Annotated in this window: 25 protein-coding genes; 15 read left to right on the top strand and 10 right to left on the bottom strand. The window is 64.4% G+C overall.

Annotated elements, in window-relative coordinates; translation table 11 throughout:
• Window positions 1-21 precede the first annotated feature (21 nt).
• A complete protein-coding gene (locus GFD32_RS05315) occupies window positions 22-885 on the bottom strand; it encodes a helix-turn-helix domain-containing protein (protein WP_163575527.1) in 864 nt (287 codons plus the stop codon).
• Between the two features lie 156 nt (window positions 886-1,041).
• Between GFD32_RS05315 and GFD32_RS05310 the strand changes: the two genes are divergently transcribed.
• Window positions 1,042-2,088, top strand: coding sequence for an aldo/keto reductase (locus GFD32_RS05310; protein WP_163575526.1), 1,047 nt, complete (start codon window positions 1,042-1,044; stop codon window positions 2,086-2,088).
• Between the two features lie 54 nt (window positions 2,089-2,142).
• On the opposite strand, the gene GFD32_RS05305 is transcribed toward GFD32_RS05310, so the two are convergent.
• Window positions 2,143-3,021, bottom strand: coding sequence for a LysR family transcriptional regulator (locus tag GFD32_RS05305; protein WP_163575525.1), 879 nt, complete (start codon window positions 3,019-3,021; stop codon window positions 2,143-2,145).
• 97 nt (window positions 3,022-3,118) lie between these two features.
• Between GFD32_RS05305 and GFD32_RS05300 the strand changes: the two genes are divergently transcribed.
• Complete coding sequence (locus tag GFD32_RS05300; RefSeq protein WP_163575524.1) at window positions 3,119-4,345, top strand: YbfB/YjiJ family MFS transporter; 1,227 nt, start codon at window positions 3,119-3,121, stop codon at window positions 4,343-4,345.
• A gap of 2 nt (window positions 4,346-4,347) precedes the next feature.
• On the top strand, window positions 4,348-4,953 hold the full coding sequence (locus tag GFD32_RS05295) for a glutathione S-transferase family protein (protein WP_163575523.1): 606 nt from the start codon (window positions 4,348-4,350) through the stop codon (window positions 4,951-4,953).
• Window positions 4,954-5,163: 210 nt separating this feature from the next.
• Here GFD32_RS05295 and GFD32_RS05290 read toward each other — a convergent pair whose 3' ends face one another.
• Together GFD32_RS05290 and GFD32_RS05285 are read right to left on the bottom strand one after the other, a co-directional pair.
• Complete coding sequence (locus GFD32_RS05290) at window positions 5,164-5,781, bottom strand: LysE family translocator (protein WP_163575522.1); 618 nt, start codon at window positions 5,779-5,781, stop codon at window positions 5,164-5,166.
• Between the two features lie 130 nt (window positions 5,782-5,911).
• On the bottom strand, window positions 5,912-6,838 hold the full coding sequence (locus tag GFD32_RS05285) for a LysR family transcriptional regulator (RefSeq protein ID WP_163575521.1): 927 nt from the start codon (window positions 6,836-6,838) through the stop codon (window positions 5,912-5,914).
• 134 nt (window positions 6,839-6,972) lie between these two features.
• Between GFD32_RS05285 and GFD32_RS05280 the strand changes: the two genes are divergently transcribed.
• The 6 genes from GFD32_RS05280 to GFD32_RS05255 all read left to right on the top strand — a co-directional run bounded on the left by GFD32_RS05280 (window position 6,973) and on the right by GFD32_RS05255 (window position 12,422).
• Window positions 6,973-8,166, top strand: a complete 1,194-nt coding sequence (locus GFD32_RS05280) for a M20 aminoacylase family protein (RefSeq protein ID WP_163575520.1) — start codon at window positions 6,973-6,975, stop codon at window positions 8,164-8,166.
• A gap of 51 nt (window positions 8,167-8,217) precedes the next feature.
• Window positions 8,218-8,442 (top strand): hypothetical protein, encoded by a 225-nt coding sequence (locus tag GFD32_RS05275; RefSeq protein ID WP_163575519.1) that lies wholly within the window; start codon window positions 8,218-8,220, stop codon window positions 8,440-8,442.
• Window positions 8,435-9,910: a sodium:solute symporter family protein gene (locus tag GFD32_RS05270; RefSeq protein WP_163575518.1), complete on the top strand. Its 1,476-nt coding sequence runs from the start codon at window positions 8,435-8,437 to the stop codon at window positions 9,908-9,910. Before GFD32_RS05275 ends, GFD32_RS05270 begins: the two co-directional genes overlap by 8 nt.
• A gap of 165 nt (window positions 9,911-10,075) precedes the next feature.
• Entirely contained in the window at window positions 10,076-11,296 is a 1,221-nt protein-coding gene (locus tag GFD32_RS05265) for a helix-turn-helix domain-containing protein (protein WP_163575517.1), read from the top strand.
• A gap of 35 nt (window positions 11,297-11,331) precedes the next feature.
• Complete coding sequence (locus GFD32_RS05260; protein ID WP_163575516.1) at window positions 11,332-11,961, top strand: Vgb family protein; 630 nt, start codon at window positions 11,332-11,334, stop codon at window positions 11,959-11,961.
• A gap of 254 nt (window positions 11,962-12,215) precedes the next feature.
• On the top strand, window positions 12,216-12,422 hold the full coding sequence (locus GFD32_RS05255) for a cold-shock protein (RefSeq protein ID WP_089683666.1): 207 nt from the start codon (window positions 12,216-12,218) through the stop codon (window positions 12,420-12,422).
• A 185-nt stretch (window positions 12,423-12,607) separates the two neighbouring features.
• On the opposite strand, the gene GFD32_RS05250 is transcribed toward GFD32_RS05255, so the two are convergent.
• Window positions 12,608-13,093, bottom strand: a complete 486-nt coding sequence (locus GFD32_RS05250) for a DUF523 domain-containing protein (RefSeq protein ID WP_163575515.1) — start codon at window positions 13,091-13,093, stop codon at window positions 12,608-12,610.
• A gap of 282 nt (window positions 13,094-13,375) precedes the next feature.
• Here GFD32_RS05250 and GFD32_RS05245 point away from each other — a divergent pair, with 282 nt between their 5' ends.
• Complete coding sequence (locus GFD32_RS05245) at window positions 13,376-13,534, top strand: hypothetical protein (protein ID WP_163575514.1); 159 nt, start codon at window positions 13,376-13,378, stop codon at window positions 13,532-13,534.
• 27 nt (window positions 13,535-13,561) lie between these two features.
• On the opposite strand, the gene GFD32_RS05240 is transcribed toward GFD32_RS05245, so the two are convergent.
• Window positions 13,562-13,978, bottom strand: a complete 417-nt coding sequence (locus tag GFD32_RS05240; protein WP_163575513.1) for a RidA family protein — start codon at window positions 13,976-13,978, stop codon at window positions 13,562-13,564.
• Between the two features lie 144 nt (window positions 13,979-14,122).
• Between GFD32_RS05240 and GFD32_RS05235 the strand changes: the two genes are divergently transcribed.
• Window positions 14,123-15,088 carry a LysR family transcriptional regulator gene (locus GFD32_RS05235; RefSeq protein WP_163575512.1) on the top strand — a complete coding sequence of 322 codons (966 nt, stop codon included), beginning with the start codon at window positions 14,123-14,125 and terminating at the stop codon, window positions 15,086-15,088.
• Here GFD32_RS05235 and GFD32_RS05230 read toward each other — a convergent pair.
• From GFD32_RS05230 to GFD32_RS05220, 3 genes are all read right to left on the bottom strand, one after another.
• A complete protein-coding gene (locus GFD32_RS05230; RefSeq protein ID WP_163575511.1) occupies window positions 15,014-15,742 on the bottom strand; it encodes a glutamine amidotransferase in 729 nt (242 codons plus the stop codon). The genes GFD32_RS05235 and GFD32_RS05230 overlap by 75 nt on opposite strands.
• Window positions 15,743-15,803: 61 nt before the next feature.
• A complete protein-coding gene (locus tag GFD32_RS05225) occupies window positions 15,804-16,211 on the bottom strand; it encodes a Rid family hydrolase (RefSeq protein ID WP_163575510.1) in 408 nt (135 codons plus the stop codon).
• Window positions 16,199-17,056, bottom strand: coding sequence for a MipA/OmpV family protein (locus GFD32_RS05220; RefSeq protein ID WP_163575509.1), 858 nt, complete (start codon window positions 17,054-17,056; stop codon window positions 16,199-16,201). The genes GFD32_RS05225 and GFD32_RS05220 overlap by 13 nt, the downstream gene beginning before the upstream one ends.
• Before the next feature lie 348 nt (window positions 17,057-17,404).
• Here GFD32_RS05220 and GFD32_RS05215 point away from each other — a divergent pair, with 348 nt between their 5' ends.
• From GFD32_RS05215 to GFD32_RS19925, 4 genes are all read left to right on the top strand, one after another.
• Window positions 17,405-17,569, top strand: a complete 165-nt coding sequence (locus GFD32_RS05215) for a hypothetical protein (RefSeq protein WP_163575508.1) — start codon at window positions 17,405-17,407, stop codon at window positions 17,567-17,569.
• 192 nt (window positions 17,570-17,761) lie between these two features.
• Window positions 17,762-18,025, top strand: coding sequence for a helix-turn-helix transcriptional regulator (locus GFD32_RS05210; RefSeq protein ID WP_163575507.1), 264 nt, complete (start codon window positions 17,762-17,764; stop codon window positions 18,023-18,025).
• Complete coding sequence (locus tag GFD32_RS19930; RefSeq protein ID WP_240455552.1) at window positions 18,015-18,383, top strand: HipA N-terminal domain-containing protein; 369 nt, start codon at window positions 18,015-18,017, stop codon at window positions 18,381-18,383. The genes GFD32_RS05210 and GFD32_RS19930 overlap by 11 nt, the downstream gene beginning before the upstream one ends.
• Before the next feature lie 13 nt (window positions 18,384-18,396).
• A complete protein-coding gene (locus GFD32_RS19925; RefSeq protein WP_240455551.1) occupies window positions 18,397-18,849 on the top strand; it encodes a HipA domain-containing protein in 453 nt (150 codons plus the stop codon).
• A 70-nt stretch (window positions 18,850-18,919) separates the two neighbouring features.
• Here the strand turns inward: GFD32_RS19925 and GFD32_RS05200 are convergent, their stop codons facing one another.
• Window positions 18,920-19,258 carry a YchJ family protein gene (locus tag GFD32_RS05200; RefSeq protein WP_163575506.1) on the bottom strand — a complete coding sequence of 113 codons (339 nt, stop codon included), beginning with the start codon at window positions 19,256-19,258 and terminating at the stop codon, window positions 18,920-18,922.
• Window positions 19,259-19,372: the final 114 nt, after the last annotated feature.

Below are 19,372 nucleotides of genomic sequence, written 5' to 3'. Positions count from 1 at the left end.
CCGCTACCCGACAGGGGCTCCTCATGCGGAAAGCTCCCTCTCAGGGTGGCGCATCAAGGAGTCCATCCTTTCCTGAGTCTGCGTATCCTGCGTGGGCACATAGGTGATCAAGTGCAGCGGGACGCCGTTGTTCCCCGCTACCTGCAGAATGGCGTAGTCGAAGGACAACCGGCCCACGACGGGATGCTCGTAGAGCTTGACGCCATCATGAGGCAACCGGACATCGTGCTCCTCCCACCACTCGGTGAACGCTGGGCTACGCGATAGCAACAGCTCGATGAGCTCATCGAACCAGGGATCGTCGAGATAATTGGCGTGAGTGAGTCGCAGCTTGGCGACACAGTCCCGGGCATGGTCCTCCCAGTCCACGAGCATGCGACGCATCCGCGGGTTCAGGAACAGTTGGTGGACACCATTGCGCTCGATGCCCCGCATCGCGGCAAGATCCCCGTGAATGACTGTCGCCGCCCGATTCCAGGCCAGGATGTCCGAACGCGCCCCCACGATCCAGGCCGGGCAGCACACCAACTGATCCATCAGCCGTTGCAACTGCGAACCCACCACCGCTTCACGCGCCAGCCCACCACTAACGCTTTCCGGCCCATAGCCGCTCAGCGTCAGCAGATGTTGCTGCTCGTCGGGCTCGAGCCTCAAGGCGCAGGCGATGCGTTGCAGGGTGTCCATCGAGGGATGCACGTCGCGCATCTGTTCCAACCAGGCATACCACTCGGTGCTGATGCCGGCCAGCTCGGCGACCTCCTCGCGACGCAGGCCGGGGGTGCGCCGTCGAGTCCCGCGCGGCAGGCCGACCTGCTCAGGCTGCAGACGAGCCCGCCGGATTCTCAGAAAAGTAGCGATTTCTCTGCGACGGTTCTTGCTGAGCACGAAGAATTTCCTTGGGGGGAAGTGCGAATACCAGAATAGCGCGTTCCTGATTGACCGCTGAGGATCTACGTACCGTCGTCATGGCACACCGCGGTCGCCATGGGAGCGTCCGGCGGTATCGACCACTCTACCACCCGGCATGACACGGAGTATCACATGCAATATCGCACACTCGGCAATACCGGCCTGTTCGTCTCCCAGTTCTGCCTGGGCACCATGACCTTCGGTGGCGAAGGCGAGCTATGGAGCAAGATCGGCAACCTGCAGCAGAGCGATGCCGAAAGGCTGATCGCCCGCGCACGGGAGGCCGGCATCAACTTCATCGACACCGCCGACGTCTACTCAGAGGGGCTGTCGGAGCGTATCACCGGTCAGGCCCTGAAGAATCTCGGCGTACCACGCGATGAGGTGGTCGTCGCCAGCAAAGTATTCGGTGAAACCGGCCGGGGCGTGAATGCCAGGGGGCTGTCTCGCTATCACATCATGGAGGGCGTGAAGGCGAGTCTGCGCCGTCTGCAGCTCGACCATATCGATCTCTACCAGGTGCACGGCTTCGACCCCGCTACACCCATCGAGGAGACGCTGAGCGCCCTCGACACCCTGGTCCAGCAGGGTCACGTGCGCTATATCGGCGTTTCCAACTGGGCAGCGTGGCAGATCATGAAAGCGCTCGGCATCGCCGAACGCAAGGGGCTGAACCGCTTCCAGTCACTGCAGGCCTACTACACTCTTGCCGGTCGCGACCTCGAGCGCGAAATCGTTCCCATGCTGGAGAGCGAAGGCTTGGGCCTAATGGTGTGGAGCCCGCTCGCCGGTGGCCTGCTGAGCGGCAAATACGGCCGCGATACCGAGGCCGAGGAAGGCAATCGTCGAGCCACTTTCGACTTCCCGCCGGTGGACAGGGAACGCGCCTTCGATTGCATCGACACGATGCGCAGCATCGCCGAGACCAAGGGAGTCAGCGTTGCCCGGATTGCCCTCGCCTGGCTTCTGCACCAACCGGCCGTCACCAGTGTGATCGTCGGGGCCAAACGCATCGGCCAGCTCGACGACAACATCGCCGCCGCACAGGTCACGCTCAGCGCTGACGAACTTGCTGAGCTCGACCGCGTCAGTGAACTCCCGTCCGAGTACCCCGGCTGGATGTTCGACCGGCAGGGAGCGTTCCGCCGCCAGCAGTTGGCCGAATCCCGGCAGCGCTAGGCGACCGCTCGGGCCCCGTCGGCCTTGTGGCCGGCAGATAAGCAACCACGGGGCTCAAGGCTCAGGCATGGCCACGGCTTCGCGCAGCGTCTCGGCGAAGCATGACAGTGCCGGCGTCCAGGTGTCGCGGGGCGGAGCGGCGAAGTAGGTATCGACCTCGGCGATGGACGCCGGTAGTTCGAGAGCATGGATGTCGAAGCGATGCCGGTGGGCCTCGACCGTGGCGCTCGGAAGGATGGCGAAGCCCATGCCGGCAGCCACGCCCCCGAGAATGGCATCGAGGGAACCGAACTCGAAAAGCCGCGTGGCCGACACCCCCTGGGAAGCCAGCAGCAGCTCGATGCGCTGCCGATAGCTGCAGCCCTGGCGAAAGGCCAGAAAGGGGGAAGCCAATAGCGTTTCCGGGGCGGGCATGACCGCCAACGGTTCGGAAGCCACCAGCACCAGCCGCTCGCTGAATGCCTTGAGCTGGTGAAAGCGCCGATGCTCGATGCGGCCGGCGACGAAGGCACAGTCCAGATCGCCCTCGACGAGCCCCGTCACCAGATCGGCCGTCGGCCCCGCCTGGAGTGAGATGTCGACCTCGGGATGCTGGGCGTGAAAATCAGCCAGCAGCGGCGGCAGACGCAAGGCCATGGTGGTTTCCATGGCGCCGATCCTCAGCCGGCCGCGGGGCGTTTCGTCGCCCCGGAAGAGCGTCACCGCCTCGTCGTGGGCAGTCAGGATGCGTTCGGCATGCCTGGCCAGAGCCCGACCGGCAGAGGTCGACCTAGCCCGTCCCTGACGGTCGATGAGCTGGACGCCAAGTTCTGCCTCCAGCTTCTTGATGTGGGCCGTGACGTTGGACTGCACGGTATGCAGGCGCTCGGCAGCGGCCACGAAACTGCCCGTCTCGACGACTGCCATGAACAGACGTAACGACTTGAGCTGCATGGTGACCCCCGCTTGGCCTCTGATATCTGCTTACATGATAACAGCCATCTCGATTAATCACTTCTAAAGAACCTGCCGGCTTGTGTACGCTGCGTGCATGACACGCCGCCACGATCTTCCCGCGCTCCTGACAGGCATCATGGCCACGCTTGCCGGCATCGGCGTGGCCCGTTTCGCCTATACGCCGCTGCTACCGGCGTTGATCGAGCAACACTGGTTCACGGCTTCCCAGGCTGCTTACCTGGGAGCCGCCAACCTGCTCGGCTACTTCATCGGCGCCCTCGCGGCACATCGTCTCTCTGAGCGCTTCTCTCCCCGCTGGGTCATGGCCGCCGCCTTCGCCGGCATCGGCCTGAGTTTCCTGGCTTGCGCCACCCCCGGCACCATTGGCTGGTTCTTCGTGTGGCGGCTGGTCTCGGGCGTGGCCGGAGCGATCCTGATGGTGGTCGGCCCCTCCACGGCACTGGCCGCCACGCCGCCCCATCGCCGGGCCACGGTGGGCGCCCTCGTCTTCACCGGAATCGGCCTGGGCGCCCTGTTGTCGGCGACGCTGGTGCCGCTTCTGCTCGAGATCGGCCTGACGGCGGCCTGGCTGGCGCTGGGCGTGCTGGCACTGATCGCTGGCGCGGTTGGTGACTGGGGCGCCGTTCGGCTGGATTCACCTTCCGTCGCCTCCCACCCGGTACCGGAATCGCCGGCCAAGGCTCGCTCACTGGGCACGGCGGCCGTGCTGCTGGTGATCGCAGCCTATGGTCTGGATGCGGTGGGCTTCGTGCCGCACACCGTGTTCTGGGTCGACTTCCTGGCCCGCGAAGCCGAGCTGGGACACCGGGCGGCCTCACTGCAATGGGCTCTGTTCGGCGTGGGCGCGGTAGCCGGCCCGCTGCTGGCCGGTTTCGTGGCCAGGCATCTGGGCTGGCACACCGGGCTGGCGATGGGATTCATGGCCAAGACCGTGGCGGTGGCGATCCCGTTGATCTCGCTGTCTCTGATCAGCCGCTCGCTGTCGTCATTGCTCGTGGGGGCGATGATCCCGGCCATCGTCGCTCTCACCTCCGGCCGGCTGGCGGAGCTGGTCGGGGCCAAGGAGCACAAGCGCCTATGGGGCCATGCCACCGCCGTCTTTGCCGCCGCCCAGGCCATGGCCGGCTACGCGATGTCGGCACTGTACAGCGCGTCGGGCATCTACTATCCGTTGTTCGCACTGGGCGGCATCGCGCTGGCCGTCGGCATCGTCCTCATTCTGCTCAGCCGCGGCGTTGCGGCCTCGAGCACGCCGACCGTATCCCCTCGACCCCCTACTCTCAAAAACCGGGAGCGCTGACCATGGAACTCTATCTGAACGCCACTTCTCCCTATGCGCGCGTTGCACGCATCGTTGCCCTGGAGCGCGGACTGACCGATGACGTCTCCCTGCGCTGGTGCGATCCCTGGGTCGACGATGAGGCATTGCTGGCCATCAACCCGGCGAGTCGAGTGCCGGCCCTGGTCACGGACGAGGGCGCAACGCTCAGTGAGTCCCTGCTCATTGCGCAATACCTCAACGCACGGGGTAACGGCATCGACCTGCTGCCGGACGCCGCGCTGGCCGAGGTGCTGAGCCATACCGGGTTCGGCCAGGGTCTCATCGATGCCGCCTTCACGACCGTGATCGCCCGCAAAAATCAGGGCGCCGCGGCCGACGAGAGCGTGCTGGGCCAACGCCGCGAGCGCGCCATCGCGCGTCTGCTGGCCACGCTCGAGGGGCACGAGCGAACCCGAAAGGGCGAACCGGAGCCGCTGATGCTCGGCGACATCGTGGTCGGCGTGGCGCTCGATTACCTGTCGTTCCGCCTGCCCGAGGTCGACTGGCCGAGCCGGCACCGGCGGTTGGCAGCCTGGCATCGCGCCCTGCTCGGCAGAGAGAGCTTCCGGGAAACCGCGTTTGCCTGACCGAGAAGCCACTCCCGCTCGAGGTCCGTCACCCCGGTACAAGACCCATAGCGTCAAGCCGAGGACGGCACCCGGCACCACGGAAAACCGCAACCGACCGCGAGGGGTTCAGCGCTTCACGTCTCCCAGACGCTCGAGCTCGTCGTCATGCAGGGCGACCAGCAGGGATTCGCCGCGCTCGTCGACGCGAAACCGGCCGTAAGGCGGGCCTTACCCCTTGGCGATCAGGAAGGCGCCGGCGGCAGCCATCAGCGAGCCCGCGGAGCGGTTGGCGCCTTTCATGGCCCGCTTAGTCTGCAGGAATCGCCGGGCGCTCGAGGCGCCGGAGGCCACCAGCATAAGCCCCGTCATCAGCCCGACGAAGGTGAGCCCGACCACCAGCACCATGCCGCTAAAGGTCAGGACGGTGAGGTCGATGAAGGTAGGCAGGAAAGCAATGTAGAAGAGGATCACCTTGGGGTTGGAGGCGGAGATCAGAAAGCCTTGCAGGAAACTCTTCACGGCATCCCCCCGCTGCTGCTCGGACGCCAGCGGCTCGTCCGTGACTGGGGCGGTCCACATCTTCCAGCCCAGGTAGAGCAGGTAAGCGGCGCCAAGATAGCGGATCACCGTGAAGGCTTCACTCCAGTTCTCGGCGATGGCCGCCAGGCCGTAGAAGGCCAGCAGCAGATAGAGCAGGTCGCTGAGGGTCATTCCCAGCGCCAGCGGTAAGCAGACCCGCGCGCCGGAGGCCATGCCCCGCGCCAGCAGGGCGAACACCCCGGGCCCCGGGGTCACGGCAAAGACGAAGATGGCCACAATGTAGAGCAGCGCGCTTTCGAGGGACATGGGCTTCCTGCCTGAGTCGAGAGGGACGACTGCCATCATGCAACAGCGGCGACCGACACGCCATTGTCACCCGTTTGACGCCTATCTCCGCTAGCGTCGGCCGAAAGCCCCTTCGGCTACCCCTTCAACCTCACTCAGCAACTGGGAGCATTCCGGAGGTTCCCGAGGGCGCCAGCGAACGCGACTCGGCGACCTCGATCAGCCGATGCACCGCCGGCAGGCTGGCGTCGCGCCGCCACACCAGCATCAAAGGCAACGCCAGGTCCAGATCGTCCAGACTGTGGCAGACCACGCCCTCCGGCGCCCCGGCCATGGTCATCTCCGGCAGTATGGTGCAGCCCATGCCGGCCGCTACCAGGCACAGCATGGTGGCGTTGTCGGCGCCCTCCTGCACCACATGGGGGGTGAAACCACGGCGCTGGAAGGCATGGATCAGCTTGTCGTGGTAGGTCGGGGTGGCGCTGCGTTCGAACCAGATGAAGTCCTCGCCGTTGAGGTCGGCCAGACGCCGAGGCGGACTCTCGGCGAGGGGGGAGCCAGTGCTGGTCACCAGAACCAGGCGATCCTCATAGAGGCAGTGGCTGCACAGCTCGTCGTCGTCCTCCGGGGGAAAGAACAGCATGCCGGCGTCGAGCCGATTCCGGCGAATGCTCTCGATCTGCGGCGCCGACAGCAGCGAGACCACCTTGAGCGTCACCTCGGGATGACGCTGGCGGAAGTCGTTGAGCAGGCGCACGATCTGCGGCACCCAGAGGTGCATCACGGTCACCCCCAGGCGCAGCTGGCCGAGCCAACCGTCCGCGATGCGCCGGGCGTTGCGTTTCGCCTGTTCGAACTCGCTTAGCAACCGCCGCACCTCCCCATGGAAGGCCTCGCCCGCCGCGGTCAGGCGGATGCCGTGCCGTGAACGCATCAGCAACGCCGCCCCTACCGACTCCTCCAGCAGCTGAAGCTGGCGCGACAGCGCCGGCTGCGCCAGGGGGATCCGCTTGGCGGCCGCCGAGATGGAACCTTCTTCCACGACGGTTGTGAAATAGCGTAACTGCTTGAAGTCCATGGTCCCTCGGCAGATGACGTGGCAGCTCGGGCCTTTATATATAATTTAAGCATACAAAGCACAGAATAATACTATTTTATCTATGGGACACGGCCGACCAAGATGAAGGCGTCATCCACAACAAGCGACAACCCATGACCGACTTCATCGACCCCGCCTTCTTCGAGCGTCACCAGGAGGCGCTGACGCGACTGCGACACGAGCTGCACCGCCAACCCGAACTGGGCTTCCAAGAACATGCCACCGCCGAGCGCATCGCCACTGAGTTGGCGCGGCTGGACCTCCCCTTCGTGGCCGGCATCGGCGGCACCGGCATCGTCGCCACCGTGAAGGGACGCCGACCCGACAACGGCCGGCGCATCGGGCTGCGTGCCGACATGGACGCCCTGCCGATCCAAGAACTCGGCGAGCACGACCACGCCTCGGCAAGCCCTGGTGTCATGCATGCCTGCGGCCATGACGGTCACACCACCATGCTGCTAGGTGTGGCCGCCTACTTGGCCGAGCACCGCGACTTCGCCGGCACCCTCCACCTGATCTTCCAGCCCGCCGAGGAAGGCCTGGGCGGCGGTCGCATCATGGTCGAGGAGGGCCTGTTCGAGCGTTTCCCGATGGACGCGGTCTATGCCCTACACAACTGGCCGGCCCTGCCTGCCGGTCGAGTCGCGGTGCGCAGCGGCGCCATCATGGCCGCCACCGACCGGCTCGACATCACCGTGCGCGGCAAGGGCGGCCATGGCGGCGTCAATCCCCATCTCTCCACCGACCCGGTGCGCATCACCGGTGCCCTGATCCAGGCCCTGCACAGCGTGGTCTCGCGCGACGCCGACCCGCTCGCCCCGGCCACACTCAGCCTGTGCGGCCTGCAGGGTGGCGACCTCGACGGCTTCGCCATCATCCCCGACGAGGTACGCATCAGCGGCACCGTGCGCACCCTGGACACCGCCACCCAGGCACGCATCGAGCAGGCCGTTCACCGGATCTGTGACGGTGTGGCAGCGGCGCATGGCGGCAGCATCGAGGTGGCCTACCAGCGTATCTTCCCCGCCACGCACAACGACGCCGAGGCGGTTCGCCACGTCGAGACGACCGTCACCGAACTGCTCGGCGAGCAGGCCCTGGAACGCGACGTCAAGCCTAGCCTCGGCGGCGAGGACTTTTCCTTCATGCTGCAGCAATGCCCCGGCGCCTACTTCTTCCTGGGCTCCGCCGAAGGTGACGACACTGCGCCGCTGCACAACGCCCGCTTCGACTTCAACGACAACGTGATCCCCATCGGCTGCCGACTGCTGGCCGCCATCGGACTCGGCGCCCTGCGCAAGGAATGACCGCGATCCCGACCGAGACGCCCGACCAACACCACAACAAAGAGGCACCACATGACCACACGACCCACCCTCCCCTCCCGGGGGATGCTCTTCTATTTCCTGCTCTGCACCCTGAGCATGATCTGGCCTGGGGCGCTGATCGCCAATCGCATCGAGCCCATGGTGATGGGCCTGCCCTTCTTCGTGTTCTGGTACATCGCCTGGGTCTTCGCCATGTTCGTCGGCCTGGTGATCTGCTATCGCCGTGAAAGCGCCAAGGAGGTCGACGATGAATGATTCACTGCTGATCACCACCATGACCTTCGGCTACCTGCTGATCGTGTTGCTGGTGGGCCTGCGAGCCCGGCACGGCCAGGGTTCCTCTCTGGAAGGCTATGTCGCCGGCGGCCGTCATATGGGCCTGCTGGTGCTGTTCTTCATCCTTGGCGCCGAGATATTCTCCGCCTTCGCCTTCCTGGGCGCACCGGGCTGGGCCTACAGCAAGGGCGCCCCGGCGCTTTACATCATCGCCTACTTGACCCTGGCGGTGCTCGTCTGGTGGCTTATCGCCCCCCTCATCTCGCGCCTCGGGCGCCGTCACGGCTTCCTCACACAGGCGGAGTTCCTGTCGGCCTGCTATCCGACCCGGGGTAACGTCCTGGGGCTATTGATCGGTATCATCAGCGTGCTGGCCATGATCCCTTACCTGACGATCCAGATCGCCGGCGCCGGCATGCTGTTCGAGGCCGCCACCTCGGGCACCATTCCCTTCTGGCTGGGCAGCCTGGCGGCCTGCGGCGTGGTCGCGGCCTATGTCTATGCCAGCGGCCTGCAGGGCATCGGCTGGACCAACCTGCTGCAAGGCGTGATGATGGTCGTCATCGCCTGGGTCCTGGGACTGACCACCGCCGAGCAGTTCTTCGGCGGCGTGGGCGAGATGTTCCGGGAGATCCAGCGCCAGGCGCCGGAGTACCTGACCATGCCTGGCGCTCAGGGCATGGGCTGGGGGGCCTTCTCCACCGCCATCCTGGTCAGCGCTCTGGGTTGCGTGATGTGGCCGCACATCTTCATGAAGTTCTACAGCGCTCGCAGCGAGCGGACCCTCAAGCGCGTGTTCGTGCTCTACCCGCTGTACAGCTACCTGCTGGTGCCGCTGCTGATCATCGGCTTCGCCGGCATCGTCGTGCTGCAGGATACCCCGCTCGACTCCCCCGACCAGGTGCTGCTGACCCTGGTGGTGGAGATGGCCCACTTCCCGGCCTGGCTGATAGGGCTTGCCCTCTCCGGCGCGCTGGCGGCCGCCATGTCCACGGCCGCCAACCTGGCCCACACCTCGGCCACCATCCTGGTACGTGACATCGGCCAGCACCTGCCGGCCTGCCGCAACCTGCCGGACCACAAGGCCCTGAAGCTGACACGCCTCGGCGTGATCATCGTCTCACTGGCCGCCTACCTGCTCGCCCTGGCCAACCCCGGTTCGCTGGTCGCCCTGTTGCTGGGCGCCTACGGCATCGTCGTTCAACTACTGCCGATGCTGCTCGGCGCACTGTTCTGGCGCCGTGCCTCGCGTAGCGCCGCCTTCACGGGTCTGGCCATCGGTGCCGCCGTCACTCTCTTCTACCAGTTCGGTGGCGATGCCCCCTTCGGCTGGCACGCCGGCTTCTGCGGTCTGATGATCAATACGGTGATTTTCATCGCCATGAGCCTGGCCACCCAGACGTCGAGCTCTCACTCCCCAGTGGAAGCTCTCGCGGCTCGCTCCTGAGGTCCGCTCACCAGCATTCCCATCAGCGATTCGCCCGGCGCAAGGCCGGGCGAATCGTATCCAAAGGATAGGCGGCTTACGATCCGCCCTGCTCCTTCGCGGTCATGAGATACAGTTAGTGCCGTGTGACCGAGCAGCGGGAGTAATAAGTGTGGCGGGATTTCGATGGACTCACTGATCACGGCCGCAAGCCGTGCACTCACGGCGGGCGATCCTCTCGGCGCATTGAACCGAGTGGCACTGCGCGACGATGCGCCGGCGCTCGCGCTACGCGGGATCGCGATGGCACAGCTTGGCGATTTCGAGCGAGCGAAAGCGCTGCTGCGACGCGCCGTGCGCACCTTCGGTCCGAAAGAAGCCGTGGCTCGCGCAAGGTGCGTGGTCGCCGAGGCCGAGATCGCCCTGGTCTCGCGCGACCTCACCTGGGCCGCGAAAGCGCTCGACACGGCGCGGGCGACGCTCGAAGCGCACGGCGACCGAGTCAACGCTGCGCATGCGAGGTACCTCGAAGCCCGACACCTGCTGCTGATCGGACGCCTGGAAGAGGCAGAGCGGATACTCGCCGGTCTCGATCCCACCCCTTTGCCGCCGGCAATGAGGACCGCCCACGAGCTCGTGGCAGCGGGCATCGCGATGCGCCGGTTGCAGACGCAAGCGGCGCACGCGGCACTCGCTAGAGCCGAGAGCGTCGCGCACCGCGCCGGGATTCCTGCACTCGAGGCGGAGGTCGACAGCGCATCTCACGTGCTGAATACGCCTGCCGCACGCCTGATCGGGCAGGGCGAAGAGCGGCTCCTGCGGCTCGAAGAGGTCGAAGCGTTACTGGCGTCGGAGGCGCTCGTCGTCGACGCCTGCCGCCACGTGGTGCGTGACGCCCACACGGTGGTCTCGCTTTCGAGACGCCCGGTACTGTTCACACTCGCACGCCTGCTGGGCGAAACCTGGCCGGAATGCGTGCCGAGGGACAGGCTCATTGCGCAAGCCTTTCGAACGACATTCGCCGATGACTCGCATCGCGTGCGGCTGCGCGTCGAAGTCGGGCGACTGCGCACGGCACTATCGCCCCTAGCCGACGTACGCGCGACGAAGCACGGGTTCGAGCTGGTGCCGCACAGCGCCGGCGAAGTGGTGGTACTGGCACGGCCCATCGAAGAAAAGCATGCCGCGGTTCTCGCCCTGCTTGCCGACGGTGAGCCGTGGTCGAGCTCGGCTCTGGCACTGGCCCTTGGCACCAGTCAGCGCACCGTGCAGCGAGCCCTCGACGCCCTGGCGGCGGAAGGCAAGGCCCAATCGTTCGGCCATGGGCGGGCGCGTCGCTGGATGACCCCGCCCATGCCGGGATTCACGACAACCTTGTTACTCCCCGGTCCCTATCCAGGTAGCTAGGCTGGGGTCACCTACCCAGCAACCAGGACAGAAACATGAACCGCTCAACTGCCGACATTCTCCGCGAGTATGGCCCCTTCCCGGGTATCGATTGCGTGCATGGCGTCACGTACGACGGTCAGCACGTCTGGCTTGCCACCGGCGACACGCTGACCGCCCTAGACCCGGCAAGCGGGGAGACGTTGCGCTCGGTCGAGGTCGCCGCGAATGCGGGAACGGCCTTCGACGGGGAGCACCTGTTCCAGATCGCCGAAGATCGCATCCAGAAGGTCGATCCGCAGACCGGCCGCGTCGTCGACACCATCCCCGCCCCTGAAGGCGGCGTTTCGGGGCTTGCGTGGGCCGAAGGAACGCTCTGGGTGGGACGGTATCGGGACCGCACGATCCAGCAACTCGATCCCCGCTCGGGGGCGATCCTTCGCACCATCGAATCCAACCGTTTCGTCACCGGGGTCACCTGGCTCGACGGCGAACTCTGGCACGGCACCTGGGAGGGGGACGAGAGCGACTTGCGGCGAATCGATCCGCAAACGGGAGAGCTCCTCGAGAGGCTCGAGCTGCCACCCGGCATGGGCGTGTCGGGGCTCGAGGCCGATTGCAACGATCGGTTCTTCTGCGGCGGTGGAGGCAGCGGAAAGCTGAGAGCCGTGCGCCGGCCCGTTTGAAATCACTCGGCCATGCGTCAATCGAGGTCGAACGGATGGGATCCCATGTACGGAGAATCCAGAATAAAACGCGAAAGTCTTTGACCCACGCCTCTGGGCGTGACACTGTGGTCGCCAGTTGGTTGGCAAGCAGCATGGTTTCAGAAGCACTCGAATTCTTTCGACCGCCTGTAATTATAATTCTTGTTTTACCCGCTACTCATCTGGGTAACACCAGAATTTTTGACAAGGCGCTAAGCGCGAGAGGATTCATCATGACGACTGGTACCGTAAAGTGGTTCAACGACTCCAAGGGTTTCGGCTTCATTTCTCCTGCCGATGGCAGCGATGACGTGTTTGCCCACTTCTCCGAAATTCAGGCTGAAGGCTTCAAATCCCTGCAGGAAGGTCAAAGTGTCTCTTTCGACGTAACCCAGGGTAAGAAAGGCCTCCAGGCTTCGAATATCAAGTCGCTCGCCTGATCACGAGCGCTAACGAACCTCTCCGGTTCGTCGAACGGGGCCCGCTGATGCGGGCTCCGTTTCGTTCATGCCTGTTTAACCGAGCTACCTTTTCGATCCGAATGCCGGACAATGACAGCCTCAATCCACCTCGGCGCATCGCACCAGGGCCTCGTCATCTCCCGGGACGATGACGCTCCGTCTCTTCACAATGCCCGCAAGATACGATCCGCTTCGGCGATGTCATGTTGGCCGTAAACGCGCACTCCCTCCTGCCGGAGGAGCGCCGTGGTGACGCCGACACCGGGTCGCCTATTACCCGAAAAGCTGCCGTCGTAAATGTCCGTACTGCCGCAGGAAGGGCTATGTTCGGTCAGGACCGCCACCTTGATGCCATGCTGCCGACATCGCTGCAGTGCCAGGTAGGCTCCACGCACGAAAGCCTCGGAAAGGTGCGCTCCCTGTGAATCGATTACCCGAGCCGAGTCGCTCAATACGCCGGCACCATCGCCACCGATGATTTCCGCAGCCGCTCGGGGAGTGGGCAGGCCTGCTTCCACTTCAGGACACACCGAGACCACCCGGCCCTCGGCCTGCCAACGCGTCAGAATGTCCGACGCCAACGACTTGGCGCCGCCGTCATAACGAACCCGCCTACCCAGTAGGCAGGCACTCACCAAGACCTTCTCCATACCGCTTTCTCCACGACGCCTCGGGTAAAGATGGACCGGCATATATAACAACAATTCTCATGCGCATGGACGGCTTGCAAGCATTCGTACATGCTCAGCCTATCGTCGTGCCCGGCAAGATTCGAGGTATCCCACGAGCCTTCGGCCTCGCCGATGACGGCCCCCGCGCACAGAATGCCTGCTGACGCCACAGAAACGCCATTGGCCGGCAGCTCCCGAAGGGATGCGGTGACTTTTCATGGCAGATCCCGCCCAGCCCCAAAGGCAGACAGACAGCTCCACGTGTTGCCCTATCAAACACCTACGCGGCTGGCCGCCCTGCAAATGGCCCAGTTGCCCCTGGCGGCGATGACCAAGTTCTACCTGGCGCTTTTCGCGGTGGGCATCGTGGCGCTGGTGCCGCTGGAGCTGGCCTGGTGGTTCGTGCTCGGGTTGCTGTGACATTCCAACCCCGCCGGGATGGCTCGACTACCCGACAGAGCGGTGCTCGGCAGCCTCGGGCAGTTTGGCAATGACCTTGATTTCGAACTGAAAACCATAGAGCCACGTCACTCCGATACCCGTCAGGGTAGGGTATGGAGCCTCCCCCCAATATCCCGGCAGCACCTGCCAGACCGTATCGAACGTGGATTCCGGGTCGACGAGGAAGACGGTGACGTCGATGACATCGTCGAAGGAACAGCCCGCCGCTGCGAGAATGGCGTTCAGGTTCTCGAAGGCGAGCCGGACCTGAGCCTTCAGCTCGGGTTCCGGTGAGCCGTCTTCACGGCTGCCGACCTGCCCCGAGACGAACAGGAAACCATTGGCGCGGATCGCCGGAGAGTAGCGATTCCGTGCGTAGAGCGCCTGACGGGCAGGTGGGAAAACAACGTCACGTCTTGTCATGGAAAACCTCCATCGATGGGCCGGAACCGACCCGTTATCAACGACAAGGTGACTCTAGGCGCTCACGGCCCAGTGGATAAACACGCCACTTTGGTCATCACTGTTCGTAGAACCCAAACAATCCTCGACGAATCGGGAGTCTCGATGGACCGCTTCGACGCAATGCTGGCATTCGCCCGGGTAGTAGAGACCGGCAGTTTCACCAAGGCAGCCGAGACGCTGCACATGAGCAAGACCAGCGTAACGCAGCTCGTGCAACGCCTGGAGGCACGGCTACGCGTCCGCTTGCTCAACCGTACCACTCGCAAGGTCAACGTCACGGCCGATGGTGCCGCCTATTACGAGCGCGTCATCAAGCTACTGGCCGACGTGGAAGATGCCGAAACCAGCCTGTCCGCCGCTTCCACCTCCCCTAGGGGACGGCTGCGGGTGGACGTGCCCAGCCCGCTGGCGCGCACGATTCTGATACCGGCACTTCCCGACTTCCACGCCCGATACCCCGATATCCAGCTCGACCTGGGAGTGAGCGATCGACTGGTGGATCTGATCGACGAAAGCGTGGATTGCGTCATCCGCGGCGGCGAGCTCACCAACCTCTCGCTGATGGCCCGGCGCCTGGGCGATCTGCCGTTGGGGGTCTATGCCACGCCGGGCTATCTGGAGCGCTTCGGCGTTCCCTCGCATCCGCAGGAGTTGGCCGGCCCTCATCACCGCATCGTGGGCTTCTCGTGGAGTCGCACCGGCAAGGCCTTTCCCTACGCCATGCACCACGACGGCGAGAGCGTCACCGTGCAGGGGCGCTACCAGGTTGCCGTCGACGACGGCAATGCCTACCTTGCAGCCGGCCTGGCTGGCCTGGGCGTGCTGTGGCTGCCGAACTACATGGCCAGGGAACATGTGGCGAGCGGTGAACTGGTCACCCTGTTCGACGAGTGGGAAATCGAGCCCATGCCACTGTACCTGGCCTATCCTCCCAACCGGCATGTCAGCACCAAGCTGCGCGTGTTCATCGATTGGATCAGCGACCTCTCGACCTCATTCCTCGACGCCAGCAGCGGCGGTTTCCACCGCTACCACGCCACCCAGCCACGCCGAGAAAACCGTCCGTGACGCCGTCGTCAGCCGCTCATCCAGTTGCTTTGCCTCATCGCGCAGCGTGCGCGGGTCGATGCCGGCCCCCTCCAGTTCGCAAGCGTGCCCCACCAGCCAGCGTTCGATCCCGCTCACGTCGGCTTCCAGGTGGAATTGCAGCCCCAGAACGTTGCGCCCGATCGAGAAGGCTTGATGAGTACAGACCGCGGAGCTGGCCAGCCGGGCCGCGCCCTCCGGCATTTCGAACTGGTCACCGTGCCAATGCAGCACCGGCGTTTCGCCGAGCGGGGCCAGCACGGAGTCCTCGCCCTCGGGCGTCAGGGTGAGAGGGGCAAAACCGATCTCCTTGACGCCCAGGGGCGACACCGTCGCCCCGCGTGCCCGCGCGATCAGTTGGGCTCCCAGGCAGATGCCGAGCAGGGGCCTACCGGAAGCCAAGCGCTGGCGCACGACGTTCAGCTCCCGCGCGAGGAAGGGGTAGCGCGCGTCATCGCAGGCTCCGATGGGGCCGCCCAGCACGATGAGCAGATCGGCCTCTTGTACCTCGCTGCCACCGAGGTCATCGCAGGTAGGGTCGAGGTATTTCACCGCATAACCCCGCTCGAGCAGCACGGGCTCCAGGGTACCGAGATCCTCGAAATGGATGTGACGGAGTGCGATCGCCGTTTTCATGATGGACATCCTTGCCAGGGGAAGAGTGAAGGGACAAGACCTAGGCCATCGCCGCGAAAGGTTATGGCAGCACCGCCTCGGCCTCGATGGCGATCAGCCACTCCGGATCGGAAAGGCCGAACACGATCAGCCAGGTGGCGGCCGGTGGAGCGACGGGGAAGCGTTGGCGCAGCGCCTCCACCACCGCCTGCTGCTCATAGCGCGCGAATTCGGCCACATAGATTCTCAGCATCACCACCCGCAAGAGATCGCCACCCAGGCTCGACAGCAACCGTTCGATGTTGTCCAGCGCCGCCTCGGTCTGCTCGGCTAGGTCCGGGCCAGCCAGACGGCCTTCGGCATCGAGTCCGACCTGGCCGGAAATCAGTACCCGGCAGTCCCCTTGCACCAGCACGGCCTGGCTATGACCATCGACCAGGGTGTCGGGCAGGTAGGGCGGATTCCGGGACTCACGTCTTACTTCATGCATGTCTGCCTCCTTGCAAGCGTAGCGGGAGACTTCCTCTCCTCGTTCGACAGTCGGAACCGTAACCCCGGCTCCGCTCGCTCGGCCGCCAGGAGCAGCAACTGCTGCACCTGACGGGTCATGTATTCGACATCGTTCAACAGCGCAGCACGATCTTTCTTGCCACCCTCTATCAGCTCGACATTGACCCCGGATTCCCCAGCATAGGCGGGACGGCCGATGCGAACCTCATCGTCACGCACACCGAAATAGTAATCGATGGTTTTCTCGTCCTGCCAGCTCGCCCCCAGGTGCGGGGTAATCAGAACATGATTGCCGACCTGCCACGTTCTCTCCAGGCCGAGATCGACTCGCTGGCCGTCGCTGTTGCCAGAGGCATCCGCCAGCCATTCGGCGCTGACATCGAACAGATCGCTGCTCCACGCCATCTTGGCCCCCACCCAGATGCCGCCCTCGCACTCGCTCATGCCGTCGAGGATCGGAGCGTCGTCGTCCTCGTATCCGCTACCGTCGTACTTGGCGACGACAGCGAAGTCGAGCGCCTGGGAATCGTCGATGTCGAGCCCCGGCAGCTTGAACTCGACTCGGGGGCCGAAGAGATGCACGTATCGGTTCTCGACTTGAAGCAAGGGGATCGGCGTGTTGTCCCGATCGATATCGGTGTAGGGCTTCTGGGCACTCGCTACGCCGAGACCCAGCGCCCAGGACGTGGACGACGTCCCGTCGTCAGCCGACTCATCGGCCACGGCCGTGAAAGACGCGCAGAGTCCAGCGCCCATCATGAAAATGGCGACCATACGCAGGGCAGAACCCAGAGTTGTCGAGGTCGACGGATGCGGTAGCGGCATGGTCAACTCCTCACGGTGGGTGGAAGGAGCGATCACTCTCGCAGCCGTTCACTTACCGAGAACTTACCGAAACCCTAGAGCGCTTCGCACCGCGCTTGGCCCTTCTCGACCCGAAACGGGCCGTTTGCCAGTCAAACCAGGCCGCAGCAAGCCTTGCACTTGCGCCCGCTGCCGCAAGAAGACACCGACGGCACGCCCGTCGCCGTCGGCCCCCAAAATCCCGGCCCTGATGCGTTCCGTTTCGGCTTGATGGGCCTGCCTGAGCATCCCATACCCGGGTTCTCTCGACAGCGCTGCGGCCCCGTGATATGCCTCCAGTGTGCTTACCGCAGCGCCGAGGTGACAGTCATGGCCTTCCATAACCCGGATCCGAAAATGCGTGAAATCGAGCAGCGCAATGCCCGGTTGCGTGCCGGATTCTTTGCCAAGCTATTGGGCGGTGCCTGGCGGTGGATTTCGCAACGCCTTGTCGCGCCGTTGAGCCGGAACCGTCGGCGTCAGCCTCGAGGCTGATCCGCTGCGCTTCCCATGCTCCGACCCACACTGCCTGCTTCACCCGCGATCCTATCGAAGGGTTACCGCTCGGTAACTTCGTTCGTTAATCCTGCCTTAGCTACCAAGCTAGTTACCGCTCGGTAATTATGTCGTTGCGAGACACCGGAATCCTGCCTAGAATTACCGAACGGTAATTACATGCAGGTTTCCATGCCGACCACCGACTCCCTCACCCCCCAGGCCGCCACCATCCGCAACAGCGAAGAGCTCGGCAGGCTGGTGCGCCAGCTGCGCACCGAGCAGGGGCTGTTGCAGATCGACCTGGCCGGGCTGGCCGGCACCGGCAATCGCTTCATCGTCGACCTGGAGCGGGGCAAGCCGACCCTGCAACTGCAGAAGGTGTTGGACGTGCTGGACTTGATGGGACTCGAGGTGGTCGTACGGCGCAAGGGCGGCAGCCACCATGGCGAGTGACGATACCCTGGAGGTTTACCACGGCGACAAGCATGTCGGTCGGCTGCATGACGCTCAACCGCTGCGCTTCGAGTATGCCCCGGAGTGGCTGAAACACCCTGAAGCGGTGAGTCTCTCACCCTCCCTACCCCTCTCGCAGCAGGTGCACGTAGGCGATGCGGTGCTGGCCTATTTCGAGAACCTGCTGCCGGAAGGCGACTTGCGTCATCACCTAGAGCTTCGCCACCACACCACTACCGTTTTCGGGCTGCTGAAAGCCATCGGCGGAGACACGGCCAGCGGCTTCACTCTGTTGCCACCAGGGGTGACACCCGTTCCACCGCACTATCGGCCCATCAGTTGGGAAGCGCTGCCGTGAACTCCTGCAGCAGGTGGGAACACCGGCCAAGGATCTGCAACGCCTGATCGTCTGGTTCTTCTTCAATCTGCTGATCGGCAACAACGATAGTCACGCCAAGAACCTTGCCATCCTCTACACCGAAGAGGGTCCTCGGCTGGCACCGTTCTACGACTTGATGAGCACGACGCTCTACAGCGGCCTCTCTCGCCGTTTCGCGTTTCGCATCGCCGGTGAGGATCGCCCCGGCAGCATCGAACGCTCGCACCTCGAAACACTAGCGCGCTCGATGCAGTTCCAGCCACGCTACTTCCTGCGCCAAGGGCTTGAACTCGCCGAACGCATCCCGGCGGCCATCGACAGCACCCTCGCCACTCTGGGCCCCCAGGCCCATCAGGGCACGGAGCGGACGCTGTTGGAGAGGTTGCCAAAAAGGCTGTTGAGCAACTGCTGGAAGCTGCCGGAACGGTGGTCGAAAAGCCGATGACGCCCTACTCCCCTCGCTGCCCTCTCAGACACTCATGGGATAGGTGAGCAGCAGCAGGTGGCCGCACCGATCAAGCCAGCCCGCAGCAAGCCTTGAATTTGCGACCGCTGCCGCACGGGCAGGGCGCGTTGCGGCCGGGCTTGAGCCGATGGACGGCGGAGTTGCCATCGAGGTAGAACCAGCGCCCCGCCTCGCGTACGAAGCGCGACGACTCCTCCAGCACCGACCAGCGCCGCCCCTCCAGGAAAGTCGCACGGAAATGCACCCATCCCCGCTCGTCCTTCTCGCCGCTTTCGAGCACCTCGAGACGCTTCCAGACGGTCGCAGAGTCGTCCAGCTCCAGGCTCGAAGGCCGGGTACTCGAGTGCCAGGTCGCCAGCAGGTAATCGGCAAGCTTATGCGACGTCAACTACTTTGACCGGTCGGCGACAATTAAAATGACCGGTTGGGGGTAGTTGTCGTCAGCCTGACGACACGGCTTTTCCTCCTTGTAGTTGACGCTGGTAGGCGCGTTTCCGATAGC

The organism is Halomonas faecis, assembly GCF_010993975.1.
Classification (GTDB): domain Bacteria; phylum Pseudomonadota; class Gammaproteobacteria; order Pseudomonadales; family Halomonadaceae; genus Halomonas; species Halomonas faecis.
The sequence above is the reverse complement of the archived record's forward strand: the minus strand, read 5'-3'. Positions and strand labels throughout refer to the sequence as shown.